General features: G+C 41.9%; 16 protein-coding genes. 3 read left to right on the top strand and 13 right to left on the bottom strand.

Going from position 1 to position 17,807, the window contains the following annotated elements; all coding sequences use genetic code 11:
* Positions 1-27: 27 nt before the first annotated feature.
* The 9 genes from WC676_08075 to WC676_08035 form a co-directional block, all read right to left on the bottom strand.
* The gene (locus WC676_08075) at positions 28-495 is read right to left on the bottom strand and encodes a hypothetical protein (GenBank protein MFA5060567.1); all 468 of its coding nucleotides are present in this window, start codon (positions 493-495) and stop codon (positions 28-30) included.
* Between the two features lie 143 nt (positions 496-638).
* Complete coding sequence (locus WC676_08070) at positions 639-1,553, bottom strand: permease (protein MFA5060566.1); 915 nt, start codon at positions 1,551-1,553, stop codon at positions 639-641.
* 33 nt (positions 1,554-1,586) lie between these two features.
* On the bottom strand, positions 1,587-2,585 hold the full coding sequence (locus tag WC676_08065; GenBank protein MFA5060565.1) for a hemolysin family protein: 999 nt from the start codon (positions 2,583-2,585) through the stop codon (positions 1,587-1,589).
* 160 nt (positions 2,586-2,745) lie between these two features.
* Positions 2,746-3,915 (bottom strand): EAL domain-containing protein, encoded by a 1,170-nt coding sequence (locus tag WC676_08060; GenBank protein ID MFA5060564.1) that lies wholly within the window; start codon positions 3,913-3,915, stop codon positions 2,746-2,748.
* Between the two features lie 209 nt (positions 3,916-4,124).
* Positions 4,125-4,661 carry a dihydrofolate reductase gene (locus WC676_08055; GenBank protein ID MFA5060563.1) on the bottom strand — a complete coding sequence of 179 codons (537 nt, stop codon included), beginning with the start codon at positions 4,659-4,661 and terminating at the stop codon, positions 4,125-4,127.
* A 13-nt stretch (positions 4,662-4,674) separates the two neighbouring features.
* A complete protein-coding gene (locus WC676_08050) occupies positions 4,675-5,490 on the bottom strand; it encodes a thymidylate synthase (protein ID MFA5060562.1) in 816 nt (271 codons plus the stop codon).
* A gap of 9 nt (positions 5,491-5,499) precedes the next feature.
* The gene (gene glgP, locus WC676_08045; protein ID MFA5060561.1) at positions 5,500-7,527 is read right to left on the bottom strand and encodes an alpha-glucan family phosphorylase; all 2,028 of its coding nucleotides are present in this window, start codon (positions 7,525-7,527) and stop codon (positions 5,500-5,502) included.
* Positions 7,528-7,667: 140 nt separating this feature from the next.
* A complete protein-coding gene (locus tag WC676_08040; protein MFA5060560.1) occupies positions 7,668-8,699 on the bottom strand; it encodes a GNAT family N-acetyltransferase in 1,032 nt (343 codons plus the stop codon).
* Positions 8,699-10,312, bottom strand: a complete 1,614-nt coding sequence (locus tag WC676_08035; GenBank protein ID MFA5060559.1) for a glycosyltransferase family 39 protein — start codon at positions 10,310-10,312, stop codon at positions 8,699-8,701. The genes WC676_08040 and WC676_08035 overlap by 1 nt, the downstream gene beginning before the upstream one ends.
* Positions 10,313-10,516: 204 nt before the next feature.
* Here WC676_08035 and WC676_08030 point away from each other — a divergent pair, with 204 nt between their 5' ends.
* The 3 genes from WC676_08030 to WC676_08020 are packed head-to-tail and all read left to right on the top strand — an operon-like array spanning position 10,517 to position 12,974.
* The gene (locus WC676_08030; GenBank protein ID MFA5060558.1) at positions 10,517-11,278 is read left to right on the top strand and encodes a methyltransferase domain-containing protein; all 762 of its coding nucleotides are present in this window, start codon (positions 10,517-10,519) and stop codon (positions 11,276-11,278) included.
* Positions 11,279-11,299: 21 nt separating this feature from the next.
* Positions 11,300-12,022, top strand: a complete 723-nt coding sequence (locus WC676_08025) for a class I SAM-dependent methyltransferase (protein ID MFA5060557.1) — start codon at positions 11,300-11,302, stop codon at positions 12,020-12,022.
* A 1-nt stretch (position 12,023) separates the two neighbouring features.
* Positions 12,024-12,974, top strand: a complete 951-nt coding sequence (locus tag WC676_08020) for a DegT/DnrJ/EryC1/StrS family aminotransferase (GenBank protein MFA5060556.1) — start codon at positions 12,024-12,026, stop codon at positions 12,972-12,974.
* A gap of 15 nt (positions 12,975-12,989) precedes the next feature.
* Here the strand turns inward: WC676_08020 and WC676_08015 are convergent, their stop codons facing one another.
* From WC676_08015 to WC676_08000, 4 genes are read right to left on the bottom strand one after another with little or no spacing between them, the layout of a single operon-like run.
* Positions 12,990-13,703, bottom strand: a complete 714-nt coding sequence (locus tag WC676_08015) for a glycosyltransferase family 2 protein (GenBank protein ID MFA5060555.1) — start codon at positions 13,701-13,703, stop codon at positions 12,990-12,992.
* Between the two features lie 7 nt (positions 13,704-13,710).
* Entirely contained in the window at positions 13,711-14,598 is an 888-nt protein-coding gene (locus tag WC676_08010; protein ID MFA5060554.1) for a YfhO family protein, read from the bottom strand.
* Between the two features lie 33 nt (positions 14,599-14,631).
* Entirely contained in the window at positions 14,632-17,175 is a 2,544-nt protein-coding gene (locus WC676_08005; GenBank protein MFA5060553.1) for a hypothetical protein, read from the bottom strand.
* A complete protein-coding gene (locus tag WC676_08000) occupies positions 17,172-17,786 on the bottom strand; it encodes an acyltransferase (protein ID MFA5060552.1) in 615 nt (204 codons plus the stop codon). Before WC676_08000 ends, WC676_08005 begins: the two co-directional genes overlap by 4 nt.
* Positions 17,787-17,807 lie beyond the last annotated feature (21 nt).

Genomic DNA, 17,807 nt, shown 5'->3' with positions numbered 1-17,807 from the left:
TTTCCTCGCTCTTTTTTCTACTTTAAACTATTGCAGCTGATCAAGAATAAACGTTCCAATTTCCCGGCCTATTTTACGCGCCACCGATTCAAAACCTTCATTTTTTTCCCGGGTCGTTTCAAGATGAGAGAAGCGAAGAATAACCTCGCCGCTGGCTACATCCGTCATTTGACAATCAATGCCAAAACTCAACTCTTTTTTTCGTAAGCCCCACCTGTTCAAAATCCCTTGAGGCTCTTTAAAAGAAACGACGTGCCCTTTCAAAACAAAATCCGCTTTTTCTTCATTGTCTTCAAAAACAATGTTGAGCGACGTTTTTGCTTCTTGAAGCGTTTCAACGATCTCTTTTACTGCCAAAAGCACAACATGATTTAGCTGCTTCGTCGCCTCAACCCCCGCACCGGCCTTAAAAGGAGCGATAAAAAGATTGCCTCCGCTTTTAAGATGGCTCACATCAAACACTTTGCCTTGCCCGATGGCATCTTCAATTATCATGGGAGATTCTTTGGGATGTGAAAAAAGGCAACCCGAAGCAAAACACAGAACAGACAGAAGAAAAAAGAGGTATGTTTTTTTCATTTTTTTAAAACGCTGAACGATTTTAGCACAGCCCCTTCAGGCTAACAACCATTTAACCATTAAAATAAATCTCCGGTCACCAAAAAATTATATCCCATACCGGCCGACAAAGAGAGGAGTAAAATTCCTAGAACATACACGCTTAAAACTTTAAGTCCAAATTCTTTTTTAACCGTAAAAATCATTCCGTAGCTGGTAATGGGCCCGGCGATCAAGTAAATCATGACCGATCCGGGCGTAACACCGCTCTTCAGTAAAGCATCAGCCAAAGGAACGCTTCCCGTCGAGCAGGCATAAGTCAAAAATCCCGCCGCTAGGCTGATGCAATAGCCTTGGATCCCAGTCAAATATTGATGGAGAAGCTGTTGAGCCTGGGGGATCATCGCGATTAAGCTCGCTACGGCAATTCCAAGCAACAAGGAAAGCCCGATCGCCTGAGGCAATGTGATAAATCCATAAGTTAGGGCGTCGCGTATTTTTTTCTTAACCGTTTTAAGCGGTTCTTTCTTGAGATCATTTGCGCAGCAAGGATCAGCCTGCAGTAATTCTGTAGCGCTCGCGTTGAATCTTAGCATATTTCCGACAAGTCCCATCACAAACCCCATAACAATAACAGCGCAAAAAATATAGACCGTAAATATCGGGCCTAGTAGTTTCCAGCTTATGATCAGCGCCGGAACAGAAGTAGCGGGAGTCGTGATCAAAAATGCTAAAACAGGGCCCAGCTTAGCGCCTTTCCTTTTTAACGTTACCGCCACCGGCAGAGATCCGAAACAACAGATCGGCAGCACCGCCCCCAAGATCGATGAAGAAAGAATTGGAACCAAGCCCTTTCTTCCTAAATAGCGTTCAACCATCTTTGTAGGAATAAACTCATAGCAAAGCCCGCTCAAGAAAAACCCAAGAAAAAGGGCCAGCCATAATTCCTGAAGATACGCAAAATAGATCGTAACGAATTGAGATAAAAACGACATAGGCAAGACCGGTTTAGCCGCAACTGACAGCGCTTATTTGATTCCCCTTCTGGCTTTATGCTTGATATCTTTTTCATCGTAAATCTCGCCGAAAAGCTCTTCCAAAACATCTTCCATGGTTAAAAGGCCGAGGTCTTTTTTGGCGTCGTTTTGCACAATGAAAAGATGTTGATTGTAGGCGATAAATTTCGCTAAAAGCGCGTCAGCCTTTGTTAGGTGATGAACAACGATAGGCTTGGTCATAAATTCTTTGATCATGATCTGGTCATCGCCCTTGGCAATATGTTTTAAGAGAATGCTTAAATAAACCATACCAACAATATTCAAAGGGTCTTTGTCGTAAACGGCAATGCGGCTAAAAGGAGCATTGAGAATAGTTTCTTTCATTTCGCTTAGGGTTTTATCACCGGGTAAAGCAAAAATTTGGTCGATCGGTTTCATCATTTGGAAAGCCTGCAAGTCATTCAGCTTGAAGACTCTTTTGCAAAGCACTTCTTCGTCCATTTCAACAGTTCCGGAATCTCTTCCCAGCTCCAGCATATGCTTGATTTCCTCTTCAGTGACCTTCGGTAATCGGCTCCCCTTAACGACCGGACCGGCTAGTCGCACGAGAAATTTAACAAACGGACCCAATATCCAGACTAAAAGCCACAAAGGCCTAGCAAATAATAAAGAAACCGGCGCTTTGTACCGTTCTCCGATCGTCTTAGGGATAACTTCCCCAAAAACAATGATCCCCAGCGTCATGACAGCAGAAGCAAGCCCAAGCCACTCATTGCCAAATAACTCACTCACCTTTTGCCCGATGAAAAACGCGCCAATAATATTGATCGCGTTATTGACAACAACAATCGAGGCAACAACTGTATTGATATGTTCTTTTAAATAGAGGACTGTTTTGGAATTTCTACGCTTTTCTTCGGAAAGAATTCTCGCGCGCACCAAAGGCAAGCTAAGGATAGCCGCCTCCGCCATGGAGCAGATCGACGAAGCTAAAAGTACACCAATAATAAGGAAAGATAAAGAAATCATGAGATCAGGTTTGAATTAAAGAACAGCTCCATCCTAAAGAAAACACGTAAGTTAGATACTCTATGCAATCCAAAAAAATAAAAAGATGATCAACGCGCACCTATTATAGCGTTAATCATCTTTTTTGCCAAATCAAACTTAATTAACTATATCCTGTCGCTTATACAGACAACCCTAGGCGGACATAAATATCTTTATAAATTTCATTGATATTGATCTCCGGCATGGGGCGGCAAAGCAAATACCCTTGCCCGGCATCAACTCCCAGATCAATCAAAACATCAAGGTCGGATTTACGTTCAATTCCTTCCGCCAGTGAAATGATATTGTTCTCCTTGCAAAAAGAAACAACGAATTTGATCAAGCTTCTTTTGATAGCATCTTGATCCAAATTCTCCACCAAACGCCTGTCGATCTTTAGGATATTAGGCTTTGTTTGGACAATAGATTCCAAGCTGGCAAACCCGCAACCAACGTCATCAATGGCAATGCTAAATCCATAATCACGATAAAAACGCAGGCGTTCATAAAATGAATCAAAATCATGGATGGCAGAACGTTCTGTGATTTCCAAAACCGTGTCTTTGGCGGAAATATTGTTCTCTTCAAAAATTGATTTGATCTTAAAGAATTTCGGGCTTTCAACGAGATAGGGATTGCAGTTCAAAAATAGCTTCTTCCCCGCAACGCTTTCCGGCCGGGATTCAATAGCTTTTCTCCAGGAAAGCAACTCTAAATCGCAATACAAACCAAAACGCAGGGCTACTTTAAAAAGTAATTCGGGATTTGCTAAAACACTTTTGCTCGGGGGGCGGCTCAGGGCTTCAAACCCAAAAAGCTGAAATGGCTGTAGGAAAAATATCGGCTGGTAGAACGGCGTGATCAAGCCCTCCTTGATGATCTTTTTTGCTTCGAAGATCACCGAGTCACGATAATCCGATCCTTCATCAAAAATAAGAGCCCGCCTTAAAACAGCTTCAATGCGGGCAAAGAGCTCTTCGTGATCAAACGGTTTTGTCAGGTAATCATCAGCTCCCAAATAAAGCCCTTCGATTTTATCTTCGAATAGGTATTTGACGCTGATCATAATGATGGGGATATTGCGGGTTGATTTTTCTTCGCGGAGCCTGCGACAAACTTCAAAACCTTCAATATCAGGAAGGATGAGATCAAGCAAAATGAGATCAGGCTTCGTGCTGGCCTTCTCCATAGCCTCTTGCCCGGAACCGGCAATGTTGACCTCATAGCCGCGGGTTTCAAGCATCATGGACATCATCTCGGCTACATTGCGCTCATCATCAACAACCAAGACTCTTTTTCTGTCAGTCATTGTTTCCTTCCTTCCCGCTAGAAGGTAACGCTTACCTGCTAAATGCTTCCCGCTGTTCTCAGTACGTTACTTTAAGTATAACTGACGAAAAAATGAAATACCAAAAAAATATAATATTTCTTTAGTTTTATCTATATAAATACCAAGTAGTTACAAAATAACTGCTATTTCTTAAGAAAATTCGTGGTATCGTGGATTTTTATAGATAACTAAATTCGAGAGAAAATCGTAAAGAAATACTTAAGAGATTTGGACAAAAAATGCGGAGAAATGAAAATCTTTTTAAAATTCTTATCAAAATGAGGGAAAAAGGTATCACAGTGAAAGTCTTCAAGGATTTGCGTTAAGTAAATAGTACTCGTTTGATTGCTTTTGAGAGCTTCCGCGAAAATCTGCCCTCCTCCAATAACAAAAACCTTCTCAACACTGGTCTTCCATGGCTCTGTTGAAAGCAGGCTTAAAGCCGCCTCAAAACTTCCGGCTTGCAAAACACCTTCCGGAAGCGAAAACCCTTTGCTCTTTGTCAAAACCAGATTGATGCGCCCGGGAAGCGGGCGAAATTTATCCGGCAAAGATTCCCACGTCTTTCGCCCCATGATCACAGCATTCTTTTTATCGAGAGATCTGGTTGCCGTTGTGATCGCTTTAAAATGCTTTAAGTCATCGGAAAGCTGCCAAGGGATCGTTCCGTCGCGGCCGATCCCAAATTTTTTATCAACGGCAACAATAATGTCGAATGTGCGCATAAATTTTATTTGATTAAACAGCGATGGGAAATTTTATAAAATCATCATGCTGATAATTCACCAGCTTGATATCTTCAAACGCCAGATCGAAAAGAGATTTCTGGGCAATTTGGATTTGAGGCAAAGGCCTTGGCTTTCGTTGAAGCTGTAATTTTAAACCGTCAACGTGATTAAGATAAATATGAACGTCTCCGAACGTGTGCACGAAAATTCCCGGCATAAGACGGCATTCCTGCGCTACCATGGCTAAAAGCAAGGCATAACTGGCGATATTAAAAGGAACTCCTAAGGCCACATCCGCCGAGCGCTGATACAGCTGGCAATCCAAGCGGCCGTTGGAAACATAGAATTGAAAAAAGGCGTGACACGGCGGCAAAGCCATCCTGTCAATATCCGCAACATTCCAGGCGCTGACAATAATTCTGCGGGAATGCGGTTTACTTTTGATGAGGTCAATAGCCAACTTGATCTGGTCAACGTATTCTTTTTGAAAATTCTTCGACTTTTCATCCCAGGAAAACCTTTCCCACTTGCGCCACTGATAACCATAAATAGGGCCTAATTCCCCTTTTTCGTTCGCCCAGGCGTTCCAGATCGGCGTGTACTGCTTAAGGCCGTCATTAATATTGGTTGCCCCTTTTAGAAACCATAACAATTCCCGAACAACGGCATCAAAAAGGACTTTTTTTGTCGTGACAAGCGGAAATCCATCGCGCAAATCGTATTTTGCTTGGTAGCCAAAAACGGAAATGGTTCCTGTTCCGGTGCGGTCTTCCTTCTTTTCCCCGTGGTCAAAAATATACTGCACTAGATCCAAATATTGCTTCATGATAATTCGCTATTCCCACATCTGAGACTTATATTGCCCGATCATGCGTTGCGTATTAAAAAACCCGCTTTTTTCAATACAGTGGATCATCTTATCGATCCATGGGCTTTCCGTAACAATTTTACCGCTTTTACATGTTTTATAATATAGCCCGACGGCTTCCTCTAATGTGTCACAAAGAGCCTTAGAGTCCTCATCTAGGCGCAAATCGTTCTCGTTGCCGATATCCGACCCTTTATGACGATAGCCAAAAAGCCATCCAATATCATCCGAAACAGCTTCAACAACCCATCCATCAACTGTGCTCATTTGCAAAACACCATTTAAAATAGCTTTCATACCGCTAGTTCCGGAAGCCTCAAAAGGCGGCAGAGGATTATTTAACCAAACATCAACCGAATTGCTCAGTAATTTCCCAAAATACGTATCGTAATTTTCCAAAATAAGCACTTTGACAACATCGCTATAATCATTCAACGCGTCAATATGGTCTAAGATATCTTCAATATGCGCCGCGCCCAAATTATCATTTGGATGAGCCTTACCGGCCAGGATGATCTGCATCGGCCCAACGCGCCTGGCGATATCAACAAGCCTTTGGGTATCATGAAAAATAAGCGCGGGTCTTTTATAACCGGCAATTCTCCTTGCCCAAGAAAGCGTAAAAATATCTTCCTTCAGCTGCCAATGTTTAACCACATTGATAAGATTACGCTTATTTTCCTGATGAGCTTCAAACAAATCTCGCCGGAATGCTTTACTTTCTGCTAAAGCAGTGATACGCGAAAGTAACGTGGGGTCTGCCCGCCAGTCGCCGAGGATCTTTTCGTATTTATCAAAGAGCTTGGCGAAACTTTCCGAAACCCATGTATGCGTATGAACACCGTTGGTGATGGATTGCACTTTCTTGGCAAAATCCGGGAATTGAATACGCATAACTTCGCCGTGTTTTTTGGCGACGGCATTAACCTTGTTGCAATGATTAAGCGCCATAAAGGTAAGATTTATTTCCGGAGACTGCGCGTTTTCTTTTCCAAATTCTTCCGCCGCCCGAACATATCTCTCGTCAAAAATATTGCGCAATTCGCTCACCTTAAAACGGTCATGCCCTGCCACCACCGGCGTATGACAGGTGTAGACAAAATGCTTCATCAAATCCTTCATTTCGCTTTTATCATCTAAAGAAAGATATTTTTCGATAATAGCGAACGCCGCGTGCCCTTCATTCAAATGATAAGTTCCAATGTTGTAGCCTAAGCTATCTAAGGCCTTAACGCCGCCAATACCAAGAATGGCCCGTTGGAAGATCTTCCACCACATATCATCGCTTCGGTAAAGCTGGTCGGTCAATTTTCGAAACGGCTCGCTATTTTCAGGAAGATTTGAATCAAGAAGGATGATGGGGCAAGCATTTTTCTTATCATAACTATAGACATAATACTTCCAAAGCTTTAAGTTGAGCGGCCCTTGCTTCGTTTCAATGGTAACAATATTTTTGAGCGGAATAAGCCCCGGATACGTATGCGGATCCCAAGTAAGCTCCTCAGGAACTTGGCCGTGTTTATACCAGAAATTTTGCTTGAAATATCCCTTATTCCACAAAATACCAATGCCGGTCACCGGAAGCCCCAGGTCGGCAATGCTTTTCATGGAATCCCCGGCTAAAACACCTAAGCCTCCGCTGTAGATAGGGATGTCCAGCATCTTGTCGATCTGGATCTTAAACACATAATCGGAAAGCCAGTAATTCGAAAAAACTTCATGCTTAAAGAATTTATTCTTTTCGCTCATCGGACGGCTTAAACCAAACGAGTTATAGATGCTCGGCGCAATACCAAATTCCATTGAAAAATAAGCGATCGTTTTAGCTTGGCCGCCTAACAATTGATTTTCGATCTTCAAAATCGGGTCCAGAGGAAATCCAAAATATTTCTGCTCATCGATGTCCGACTTATAAACCGAGTCAAAACGATCGATAAGCCCGGCAAAATCCTGGTAAGAATAAGATGATTGCTTTTTTGAGGAAGATTTTTTCAAGGATAACTCCGTCGCATCAGATTAAACAGCAAGATTGGACTTATTATAGCAAAATTTCCGTGAAATACGGCATTGGTTTACTTTTTTATTTTAAGTGCCAGAACATCTTTACTGGCGCTTCAACTTTAAAGAATAAAAACCTACGCCAAAAACGGATAAATAATACTACTCCCTGCCCGCGTAATAAAATCCGGAACCCATGGAGCGGTCAAAGTATGGGTAAATACTTTCAAGATCCTTTTTTGGCTGAATTTATAATCGGGTGGATTAAATCCGAGATGACAGATATCCAAACATTTTGCGCCAACATGATCTTTAAACATGATGAGTCCGTGTTGCTCATATCCGCTAGAGCCTAGATCTAAAAATTTTAGGTTAAGTTCCTTGGCTAGTTTGATCCCTTCCCACAAAAGAAGATTGTTCACCCGCAGTTTTACAAAATTCAAATCTGAGGTATTGAATTTATAATACAGCGTATCTCCGCAGCGAAGAAAAACATTTCCTCCGACAAATTTCCCATCTCGATTGTAAGCGCCCAACAGAAAACCATTGCCGCTTTCCATATATTCGCGCCAGATCTTATCGAAAAACCTAAAGGGCTGAGGAAAAAGACGGTATTTGCTTTTTCTTAGCCTCAAATGAAGCTTGTAGAATTTGTCCAGATCAGCTCTTGCGCCGCGCTTAACTTCAATCCCGTTTTTTTGTGCTTGTTTCACCGCCGACCGAAACGAATCGTGGGTTTTCTTCCAGATAGAATCTAAATCATCATTAATATCCAAAATGTGAAATCGCTCTTTGCTGAGCAAAGCAAAATTAGGATTTTCTCGCGCGAGCTGATCGCGCAGATTTCGGATCGCGATGCGATAGCGCGGATATTCTTTTCTCAAAGAATCAAAGAACATCTGCCAATGTTCGGGTGTTTGAACATGACAATCAAAATAATCACAGTAAGAGCAAATGCAGATCTTCTGCTCTAGAAAATTGTCAACAATTGAATAGATGATATAGCTTTTGATTTGATCATTTTCTTCAATATATTTTGCGAACAAACTAAGCTTATAGGTCTGGCAAAGCACAGACAGCCACGCGGCGGAAGAAAACAAATTCCGCTCTAATCCCGGGAGCGCGATCGTCTTAATATTTTCTTTTGTTAGCGGTATTGTTTTTATCATTACTTCCCTTTTTTCGGGTGATAAACGTTCTCAACTGCGTTGATGCATGTCTTTAGATCGTAAACTCGCAGCGCGCCTAAATCTTTCTTTCCTGATGATAAGAATTGGACTGACGTTTTCAGATTTTCGTTATGCTCAAAAACAAACCGTTCCAAAAGTCGATTGTTAAAATGCGAAAAAGTTTTAACCGGCTCAACAAATGTCGTAATGAATTTTAAATACGGAAGCAAATGGGGATCAAATTTCTCTTTATTGTCCGTCCAGGAAATAAACGCCTGCGGGCAAATGATCAGATACCGATACCCTTTTTTGTAAGCGCCAAGCAAGGCTTCGTAATTTTTTGGCATTTCCGCCACGTCATCTTGGCTTACATAAAGTTTCTGGATCCAAGGCTGAGTCGTGATGATCTTAAATTGAGGACTCACGGCGCGAATGTATTTGACAGAATTCTTATAATCCGAACGAAATTGTGCCACATCAATTGAGCGCACGATCAAGCCGGCAAAAAGAATAATAGTGATAATGACAACAAACTTGCGGTTAATCTTTAAATTATCTTTCGAAAATAATTGTTCCAGAAATCCCGCAACCGCCATGGCCATAAAGGGGAGCATAACACATAAATACCTCGCCCCTTTTTCGGCGGTCAGAGAAAAGATGAGCATATAAAAACAAGCGAGGGAAAAACAAAAAGCCCTTTGCCATTGCCGCTTCATCAGGTAATATCCGTTCGCGAAAAACAAAGTCGCAAATACAATTCCTTCCAGGCGGAAAATATAATAAGGATAGGAAAATAGATCCAAAAAATGACGCTGAGACTGCGCCAGATCTGCCTGATGGAACATCCAGGCGAAAACGACCGTTATGTATCTTCCCTTATCAATGCTTCCGATCATCAGCACAAGGAAGATAAAAATTAAAGTATGCCAAAAATACTTCCTGAAATTAGGCTTTTGACCCGAGGAAAGGCTTATATAAAATTCGGCGAACAAGACCAAACCCGGAAGGATGACAAGGCGATAATTTGAGAAATACGCCAACACTAAAAGAAAAGATGATAGAAAAGTCTTAGCGCCAAACCGGGCGGGAAAAAGATAAAAATAAAAACCTGCCAAGAAAAGAAAAGCGCATAAACCCTCTTGCAACGCTAAGCGTGAATAAAAAACATGGCTTGGCAAAACGTTTAAGATCATTAAACTCAAGAGCCCTGCCGTTGTGGAGTTGAAAAGCTTTCTGGCAAATAAAAACACAAGCCCCAAAGTCAAAGTGCCAAAGACCGCCGAAACAAGATGAGGAAAAAACCATTGATGCACGCCTCCAAAGAAAACGCGCGCGTCAACGATAAAGAACCATAATGGTTTTCCCGTCGCTAACGCCGCGCGCAAAGAAAGATAGACCGCTTGGATCATGTCGGGCATTTTCACCGGAAAATGCCCGTCGATCAACTCAAGGACAGGCCGGTTGTAATTAAGATAATACCCCTCATCATACAGAAAAAAGTTGTCATTATTGATATTTGCGAAACGGAGGACAAGCCCTAGCCCAAGAATAAGTAAAGAAAAAATGACCGGAGCCGATAGAAGATATTTTTGCGTTGGAAATTGCTTTGCCATTATTGACCTTTAAGAAATGTGAATATATCGTGTTATTCTACAGTCATCAAAAATTTGACGCAAGGAAAAACTCTTTTCTTCCGCCTTCGCAGCAAAACTACGTGATTACTATTAGACGAACAGGTAAAAATTATGCTATAGTATCACCTGTTATTTTTAGAAAGTCGTCAAAACATTATTAGAATAATTTCTAGAAAATCGAGCATGGACAAGCAAAAACGAATCAAACTTTACCCCGGAATTTATCTTGCCGACTACGGATTTGAAAAAAACGCCGTCGCCAGCCGCCAAAGAATTGCCTTAGAAACCCTGCAACAGAAAAAGCCGGTCATTGTCGTTGAAGTCGGCTGCGGTGCCGATCTGCTCTACAAAAAAGCACTCAAAGCCCGTCTGTCTATAAAGCAATGGATCATTGTGGAACCATCGGCAAAATTTGCTCAAGTTGCCAAGCGTTCTGCTCAAAAGAAAATTCCTCTTTTTGTCATCCAGAATTTCCTTGAAGATGCCGCCCAAGATATTCGCGAAATAACTCACGGCCCCATCGATTTTATTGTTTGCACCGGGCTTTTGCACGAAGTTCCAAATCCCGACGAACTTCTCAGAGCCGCCCGATCTCTTCTCAGCAGGAAAGGAACGATCCACATCAATGTCTCCAATGGAAATTCTTTGCACCGGCGCCTGGCTAAAGCTATGGGGCTCATCAAAGATGTCAAGGCATTTAGCCGGCGCAACAAACAACTTATGCAACACCACGTATTTGATCTTCGCTCTTTGACAAATCTTGTCATTAGCCAAGGGTTTGCCATTGCCGGATCGGGCGGATGCCTTTTAAAGCCTTTCAGCAATAGCCAAATGGACTCCATCAAAAAAGTCCTCACTGCCCCTGTCATGGAAGGTCTCTTTATTCTAGGAAGAAAATATCCGGAACTTGCCAATGAAATCTTTATCAATGCCCGCCTTCGATAATATGTTTATAAACGTTCACCAATGAAAATATCATCTAAAAGATCTAAAGCGTCTTCCTGGAGCGAATGGTTCAACCGTTGCGCGCAACACTACAAAGACCCGCGCATGAAGATGGCTTATTATGAACAAGGAAGACCGCTTTCAAAAAGAGTTATGAAAGCGATCCATGAGGATGTTTGGAAGAAACTGAAGCCCTCAAGAAATTCTGTTCTCTTGGATGTCGGCGCAGGGGCCGGACTTTTTTCAAAAGTTTTTCAAAAGCGCTTACGAAAAGTTATCGGCACCGACATTGCCCCTGCAATGCTCTTCGACGCCCGCAAACTAAATCCGCGAGGAATTTTTCTTGCTTGTAACGCCGCGTCACTTCCCTTTGCGGCGAACGCTTTTGACCAAATCTTATGTTACAGCGTTTTTCATTATTTATCGGGCCAAAAAGAAGCAGAAAAAGTTCTTAATCAATTTATGCGTACTATTAAGCCTAAAGGGCGTGTTTTCATTGGAGATGTCCTCTTGCCTGAATCACTTTTAAAACAAAAACTTCAAAAAGAACTGAAGAAGAATCCGTCAAGCAAATCATGGTGGCCTTCTTTTTTAAACCACAATTTAAAAAAACTGACATTTCCGCCGTCATTTTTTAAGAAATACGGACAGAAAAAAGGTTATTGCTGCCATATTCTATCGCAAAATATTCCGGGGAAATTAACCGACATTTCCCGTTATGATGTTATCTTAGAAAAAACGTAAAATGAAAACGACAAGAAAATCGATCGATCGATCCATGCTTAATTCCTTCGAGCTTATGGCGCACATGACAGCTCACATCCGCATTTCGCCTTTTAGCGCCATCGAGTGGGATAAACTTACCGGCCAACAAGGACACGAAAACCGTTCTGCGATCATAGAGCCGGAATTCTGGCTCGACAATGCCCGCGATATCCGGCTTTTAAATAGCGGCCGTCAGGCTATTTATTTTTCTTTAAAACATCTTCGGCTTAAACCTGCTGATGAAGTTCTCATTGTCAAAACAACACCGGGGCCCTACATCAGTTCTTGCGTTACAAAAACAATTGAATCGGTCTGTCAGTGGTCAAGGAAACTGAGCTTAAAAACCCGCGCTGTTTTAGCCATTCATGAATTTGGTTTTCCCTGCCCGCAAGAAACTATCGAGCCTTATCGTCAAGAAGGTTTACCTATTATTGAAGACGGGGCTTATTCCATCGGAACAAGGCTCGAGGGAGAATCCGTGGGAACATTCGGCGATTATGCCATTTATAGCCTCCCAAAATATTACCCAATTCCCTTCGGCGGGATCTTGGCTTCCAAAAAACCTCTTGGCGCTGTCAAAGAAGTTTCAGCTCACGACCAAGCTTTGATCAAAACAACGCTTATTAATTCTTTGCTTTATTGCTACGGCTGGAATGAAATTCGCCGATCGAATTGGAATTTTTTTGCCGAGAAATTAAAAAAGCAAGGCATTGTTCCCTATTTTCCGTTAAGCGAGAAAATTATTCCGGGAGTTTTCTTAATGAAGGCAACAAAGAATTTCAGAGGTTCTATTAGAAAACAAAACTTAATTAAGGCAGGCGTTGAAGCGACGGAATACTATGGACAAAGCGGATTCTACTTTCCTGTTCACCAGTTTTTGACTTCCTACGAAAAAAACTACATCTTGCACCACTTCAATAAAACTTCTTGATAGCGCACTCACTAGCTATTTTTTAATTCCCAACCCCAAATACACCAAGGGTCTTAAGATGCTCCACCATCCAACCCAAGGCTTCATTTTGGTGTACCCCTCTTTTTTGTCGGGATAAATTTTGCTGACCGGAACTTCTTTTACTTTATAACCAAGCTTGATCGCTTTATAAAAAAGATACGGCTCTAATTCATACTGGTTAAGCCACGGTTGGTCAAGATCAATGCGCTTATCTAAAAGCATAGAGATCCTAACAGCTCGAAAGCCATTTGTTGAATCAGTAATCCTTTGCCCGGAGACCAGAGAAAAAAGGGCGGGATGAATAAGGCGAGTTGCTATTTTTCTATAAAAAGGCATCTTTCCGGAAATGCCTCCTGACAAATACCTTGAGCCCTGCACCAGGTCAAAGCCTTGTTCAACGGCATCTTTTAGTTTCAAAATATCCTGCGGATCATCTTTGTCATTTCCGGAAACAAAAAACACGGCCGTATATTTGTTTTCTTTGGCATAATTGAAAATTTGCCGAACACAATGTCCCGCGCCTTGATTGATTGAATTTCTTATAATTTTAATGGATAAATGATTGTCAAAGCCAAGAAGAGAGCCATCGGTCGATCCGTCGTCGATCACTAAAACATCATAGAGATCGTACCGATCACACTTAGAAAGCATTCGCTTGATCTTTTCACCTTCATTAAGAACGCAGGTTCCAACTAAGTATTCTTTCATATGAAATTTAGGAGAGAATTTTCTCTTTTTTATTTTTGCGCGAGATCAAATAAATGGATGCGGCAAAAAACATCACCAACCCTGCCAAACTGATCCAAGCGGAAACAAAAAAGCTTTTCGGTTCAAATCTAAAAATGACTTTGTGTTCGCCTGAGGGAATGGGACAAGCTAAAAAATTAAAATTCGCACGGTAGACAGGAGCAGGCCTATCATCTACATACGCCTTCCAGCCGTTTGAGTAAGATTCAGAAAACAATAGCAAAGCCGGCGTAGGAGTCTCGACATTCGCGGCAACCGCATCAGAAGTTGCCGCACTAATAAAAACGGCCTTCCCTGGCAAACCCGGACTTGCTGTAAAATTTTCCTGAAGAGGTTGCGACAGCAAAATTTCTGCTTGTGGATTAAATTTTTCATCTTTTAATATTTCAAGTGTCCGGCGGTCATCAGGAATAATCGAATAATTGTAAAACAGCATAAGTCGGGATAAGGCGCTGGGGCGGACTTGGGCGGATGCCAGGTCTTTAAACGTATATTTGGCGGCCGACAGATCAAGGAAACGTTCACTCTGCGCAACATCGCTGGGATAAATAAGCACAGTTCCTTTTGGATAGCCAAAATTATTGATCAGATCCGAGAATCTTTTAGGCATATAGCCGATAATTCCGCTGTAGCTTGGAACGCCAAAAATAAGATTTTTGTTGGAAAGCATCCCGCCGGTATGGATCGCGTCACAGCGATAATTAACAATATCGATACTGCTTCGTAATTTCACATCCAGGTCTTGGTATGGAAAAGGTATTTTGTAATACGCTTCCTTGAGAGGTGTCGGTGCGACCACATTGTCAAAACGGGCATTAAAGCAAAACAGGTCAAAGATCGTGACAAAAATACACAACCCTATCAAAAGCCGTGCCGAAACCCAGCTAATTTAAAAAGAGACCACCGCCGAGAAAAAGATCAAGGCGATCAACCAAAACCGTAAATGGCCCAAAAAGATATCAAGCCCATAAGTTAAAACCGGCGCATCCAAATTAAATAAGCTCAAAAGAAAAGGCCGCAGGAATATCGCAAAAATAATCATGAATCCTGCCAGGAAGCAAATGATCATTTTCGTTAAGTTAAAAACGGTCTTACGCCTTATAAAATTCATATAGATCGTAAATGCGGCCGCAATAACCGCAAAAATGATCAAGGCCGGAATGAAAATAAACGCTGCCGCGCCTTCTTTTTCATCAATGGGCCGGATAAAGATTGCCGTTGCGGTTAGGAACATCGCTATCCAAGCAAAGACAGTCATCGCTAAAGTAGTTTTGACTAGAAATGCATTACGGTCATGCTGATTTTTAGAAACATGAAAACGTAAGATCACATACCAACCGATCATACTTAAGAAAATAATCCGAGAGAGCACGGTCAACGACGGAAAAAGATACGTAAGGATCACGATGAGCAAAGCCTGCAACAAAAGCAAGATAGCGGTAAGCCGATTTAGATTTTTAAAGATATCAAATTTGCCTTGTTCCAAATAAAGTCCGGTATACCCCGCCAACATGCAAATTCCCACCGGAAGAATGATCAAGTGATAGCTGTAATGATTAAGAGGAAAAAGCAAAATGCTTAAAATCCCCCAGATCGGCTGGAATAAAAGTGCTGCCGCGACCGCCAAAAATGAATAAAGTTTCCAAAACCCATGCTGATTTTTGGCCTTTATAAATAAATTGCACACAAGCAATAGCGCCGCCACGATCCCAAAATAAACAAAAAACATATTTTGAGAATTAGACGGTAAGTCGCTGCGTTCAAAGATCAGATTTAAATTCCTTGATGTCAGGGCATTAAAAGAATGAGACCCGAACCATCCGGCAATTTCCGGAACAAAAAGTCTCACCAGCATTGCCGAACGATCGTGGAGAGTGTAAAAATTATCCACAATTCGATTGCTGGCTAAAATGCCCAGCGCGCACGGGATCAGGCGAATCGCAGAAATTAAAATAGCCGTGATCACGCTGGCAAAAATTAAAACAAAGTTCTCATTCCTGGCTTTTTGTCCTACTTCCTGGCTTATCAGCCGATACACTGTAAAGATCGCCAGCGAAATGCCGGCATAAAAAATAAACGCCATGTTGGCCGATGTGAAGATCAAAATAAGAGACACGGTTACCCAAAGATAATTCCATATCTTTGTCCTTTCACTGAGTGACCAGATCAAATAAAGATACAAAGTCATGGCAAAATACAGCGATATGGCCGGAAAAACCGTCAATGTAAAGATCAACAAAGAACATAATTGGTATACCACTGAAGAAAAAAGCGCCCAACCCTGAGATCTTAGTTCGCGGCGAAAGAATTGATAAGCAAAAATTCCGATCAAGAAAACTTCTAAAAATGTCCGCGCCGTTAACGCGGTTAAAACATTCTTATCGTCAAATAGGAAAATGACCCAATTCAGCGGATAATAGATCATATTCCAATGGCTGGAAAAAAACGGCATTCCATTGTGCGTATATGGGTTCCACAAAGACAAAGATTGCCCGCTTAAGATATCGATAAAGTTATGTTTTGATAAGAAGAATAGCGGAAAGATTTCTCCAAAATTGTCGGCGCTAGACACCAAAACACTTCCCTTTAAAAGAAACGGCCAAAAAACAAAAGTCGCAGTTAGCAAATGGATAAAAACCGCCCAAAGGATCCCAAAAGAGTTTTTCTGAGTTGGATGCGCTAGAGCATTCTTTGACAAATATTCAAAGACCTTGGCTAGATAACCACTGAACGCCAGCATCGCCGCTAAAAGAAAGAATGAAGAAATAAGATGAGATCCTGAGAGATATTCCGGGCTTGCTCGACGGACAATGTGCCTGCCGTCACGCGTGTGACCGCTCATTGAGATCTGGCTAAAAGCGGTTTTAGGAAGCTTGGCATCATTTAAAACAAGAGCTAATTTTCCTTCCGCTTGCGGAATATTAAATTGGAATAACGGCTTATCGTTGATCGCGATATGGACCGTATTTTGATCCACCTTTAAATTAACGCGTAGCACTAAGGAAATATCAAAAGGAAAGGATTTAATAAGGTAGGGCTTTTGTTGGGTATTAAGGCCGATAAATATCTTTTGCTGGGCTTTGTTAAAATATACAAAATGAAAGTTTTTATCATCTTTAAAATTGTAAAGCACGCCGCAATCTTTCGGATTTATTAACAAAAACGACAGATCAAAATCATTCCAAGAATCTTTGGACAAAAGAAGGGTGTCGTAATCCGCCAACGCATCCGTGCGCAAGATCCCTTCGGGCGTGCTGCGCCAGGAAAAGGTTTGATCAATGCTAAAAAGCGCATAATCAATTTGTGTTGATGCCTTTAAGAATCCGGTATACGCGAAAACAAGAACGATCAGAAGAGCAATTCCCAGCGCTAAAAACTTAACCGGTTTTTTCTCAAGGCTAAAAGTCTTCGATATTAAAGACAGGATCTTCATTGATTTTGAATTTTACTTTTCTTTAAAGCGGCAACAACCACTTTCCCTGATTTTTTATAAACGGCCTTACAGCTTACACAAGTTCCCTTCGCGGCCAAGAACTTTATTTTTGTGCCGCAAGCGCACATCCACCCCATTAAACGTGCCGGATTACCGAAAAAAAGCCCAAAATCAGGAACGCTTTTCGTCACCACCGCCCCCGCTCCGACAAAAGCAAAACGGCCAATAGTAATGCCGCACAAAATGGTCGCGTTCGCGCCAATGGTCGCCCCCTTTTTCACTAAAGTTTTCTTGAAGAATTCAGCGGAATTCCTCGAGATAGCAGACCGGGGATTTATTACATTTGTAAAAACGCAAGACGGCCCGCAGAAGACATCATCTTCCAGTGTTACCGCATCGTACACGGAAACATTATTTTGGATCTTGACGCCATTTCCGATCACAGCCGTCGGATGCACCACCACGTTTTGCCCCAAATGACAGCGCTGCCCGATCTTCGCCCCTTTTAAAATATGCGAATAAAACCAGATCTTTGTCCCTTGCCCTATTGTAGCGCCCTCTTCAACGCAGGATGTTGGGTGACAAAAATAATCATTTTTTTGTGTTTTCATGCTTCGCCTCCAACGTTCATA

Source organism: Candidatus Omnitrophota bacterium, from assembly GCA_041649175.1.
Lineage (GTDB): Bacteria > Omnitrophota > Gorgyraeia > Zapsychrales > JBAZNR01 > JBAZNR01.
The sequence above is the reverse complement of the archived record's forward strand: the minus strand, read 5'-3'. Positions and strand labels throughout refer to the sequence as shown.

Excerpts from the sequence above, each read along its gene's own strand:
- WC676_08075 (MFA5060567.1), bottom strand. The coding sequence starts at position 495 with ATGATAATTGAAGATGCCATCGGGCAAGGCAAAGTGTTTGATGTGAGC.
- WC676_08070 (MFA5060566.1), bottom strand. The coding sequence starts at position 1,553 with ATGTCGTTTTTATCTCAATTCGTTACGATCTATTTTGCGTATCTTCAG.
- WC676_08065 (MFA5060565.1), bottom strand. The coding sequence starts at position 2,585 with ATGATTTCTTTATCTTTCCTTATTATTGGTGTACTTTTAGCTTCGTCG.
- WC676_08060 (MFA5060564.1), bottom strand. The coding sequence starts at position 3,915 with ATGACTGACAGAAAAAGAGTCTTGGTTGTTGATGATGAGCGCAATGTA.
- WC676_08055 (MFA5060563.1), bottom strand. The coding sequence starts at position 4,661 with ATGCGCACATTCGACATTATTGTTGCCGTTGATAAAAAATTTGGGATC.
- WC676_08050 (MFA5060562.1), bottom strand. The coding sequence starts at position 5,490 with ATGAAGCAATATTTGGATCTAGTGCAGTATATTTTTGACCACGGGGAA.
- WC676_08040 (MFA5060560.1), bottom strand. The coding sequence starts at position 8,699 with ATGATAAAAACAATACCGCTAACAAAAGAAAATATTAAGACGATCGCG.
- WC676_08035 (MFA5060559.1), bottom strand. The coding sequence starts at position 10,312 with ATGGCAAAGCAATTTCCAACGCAAAAATATCTTCTATCGGCTCCGGTC.
- WC676_08030 (MFA5060558.1), top strand. The coding sequence starts at position 10,517 with ATGGACAAGCAAAAACGAATCAAACTTTACCCCGGAATTTATCTTGCC.
- WC676_08025 (MFA5060557.1), top strand. The coding sequence starts at position 11,300 with ATGAAAATATCATCTAAAAGATCTAAAGCGTCTTCCTGGAGCGAATGG.
- WC676_08020 (MFA5060556.1), top strand. The coding sequence starts at position 12,024 with ATGAAAACGACAAGAAAATCGATCGATCGATCCATGCTTAATTCCTTC.
- WC676_08015 (MFA5060555.1), bottom strand. The coding sequence starts at position 13,703 with ATGAAAGAATACTTAGTTGGAACCTGCGTTCTTAATGAAGGTGAAAAG.
- WC676_08005 (MFA5060553.1), bottom strand. The coding sequence starts at position 17,175 with ATGAAGATCCTGTCTTTAATATCGAAGACTTTTAGCCTTGAGAAAAAA.
- WC676_08000 (MFA5060552.1), bottom strand. The coding sequence starts at position 17,786 with ATGAAAACACAAAAAAATGATTATTTTTGTCACCCAACATCCTGCGTT.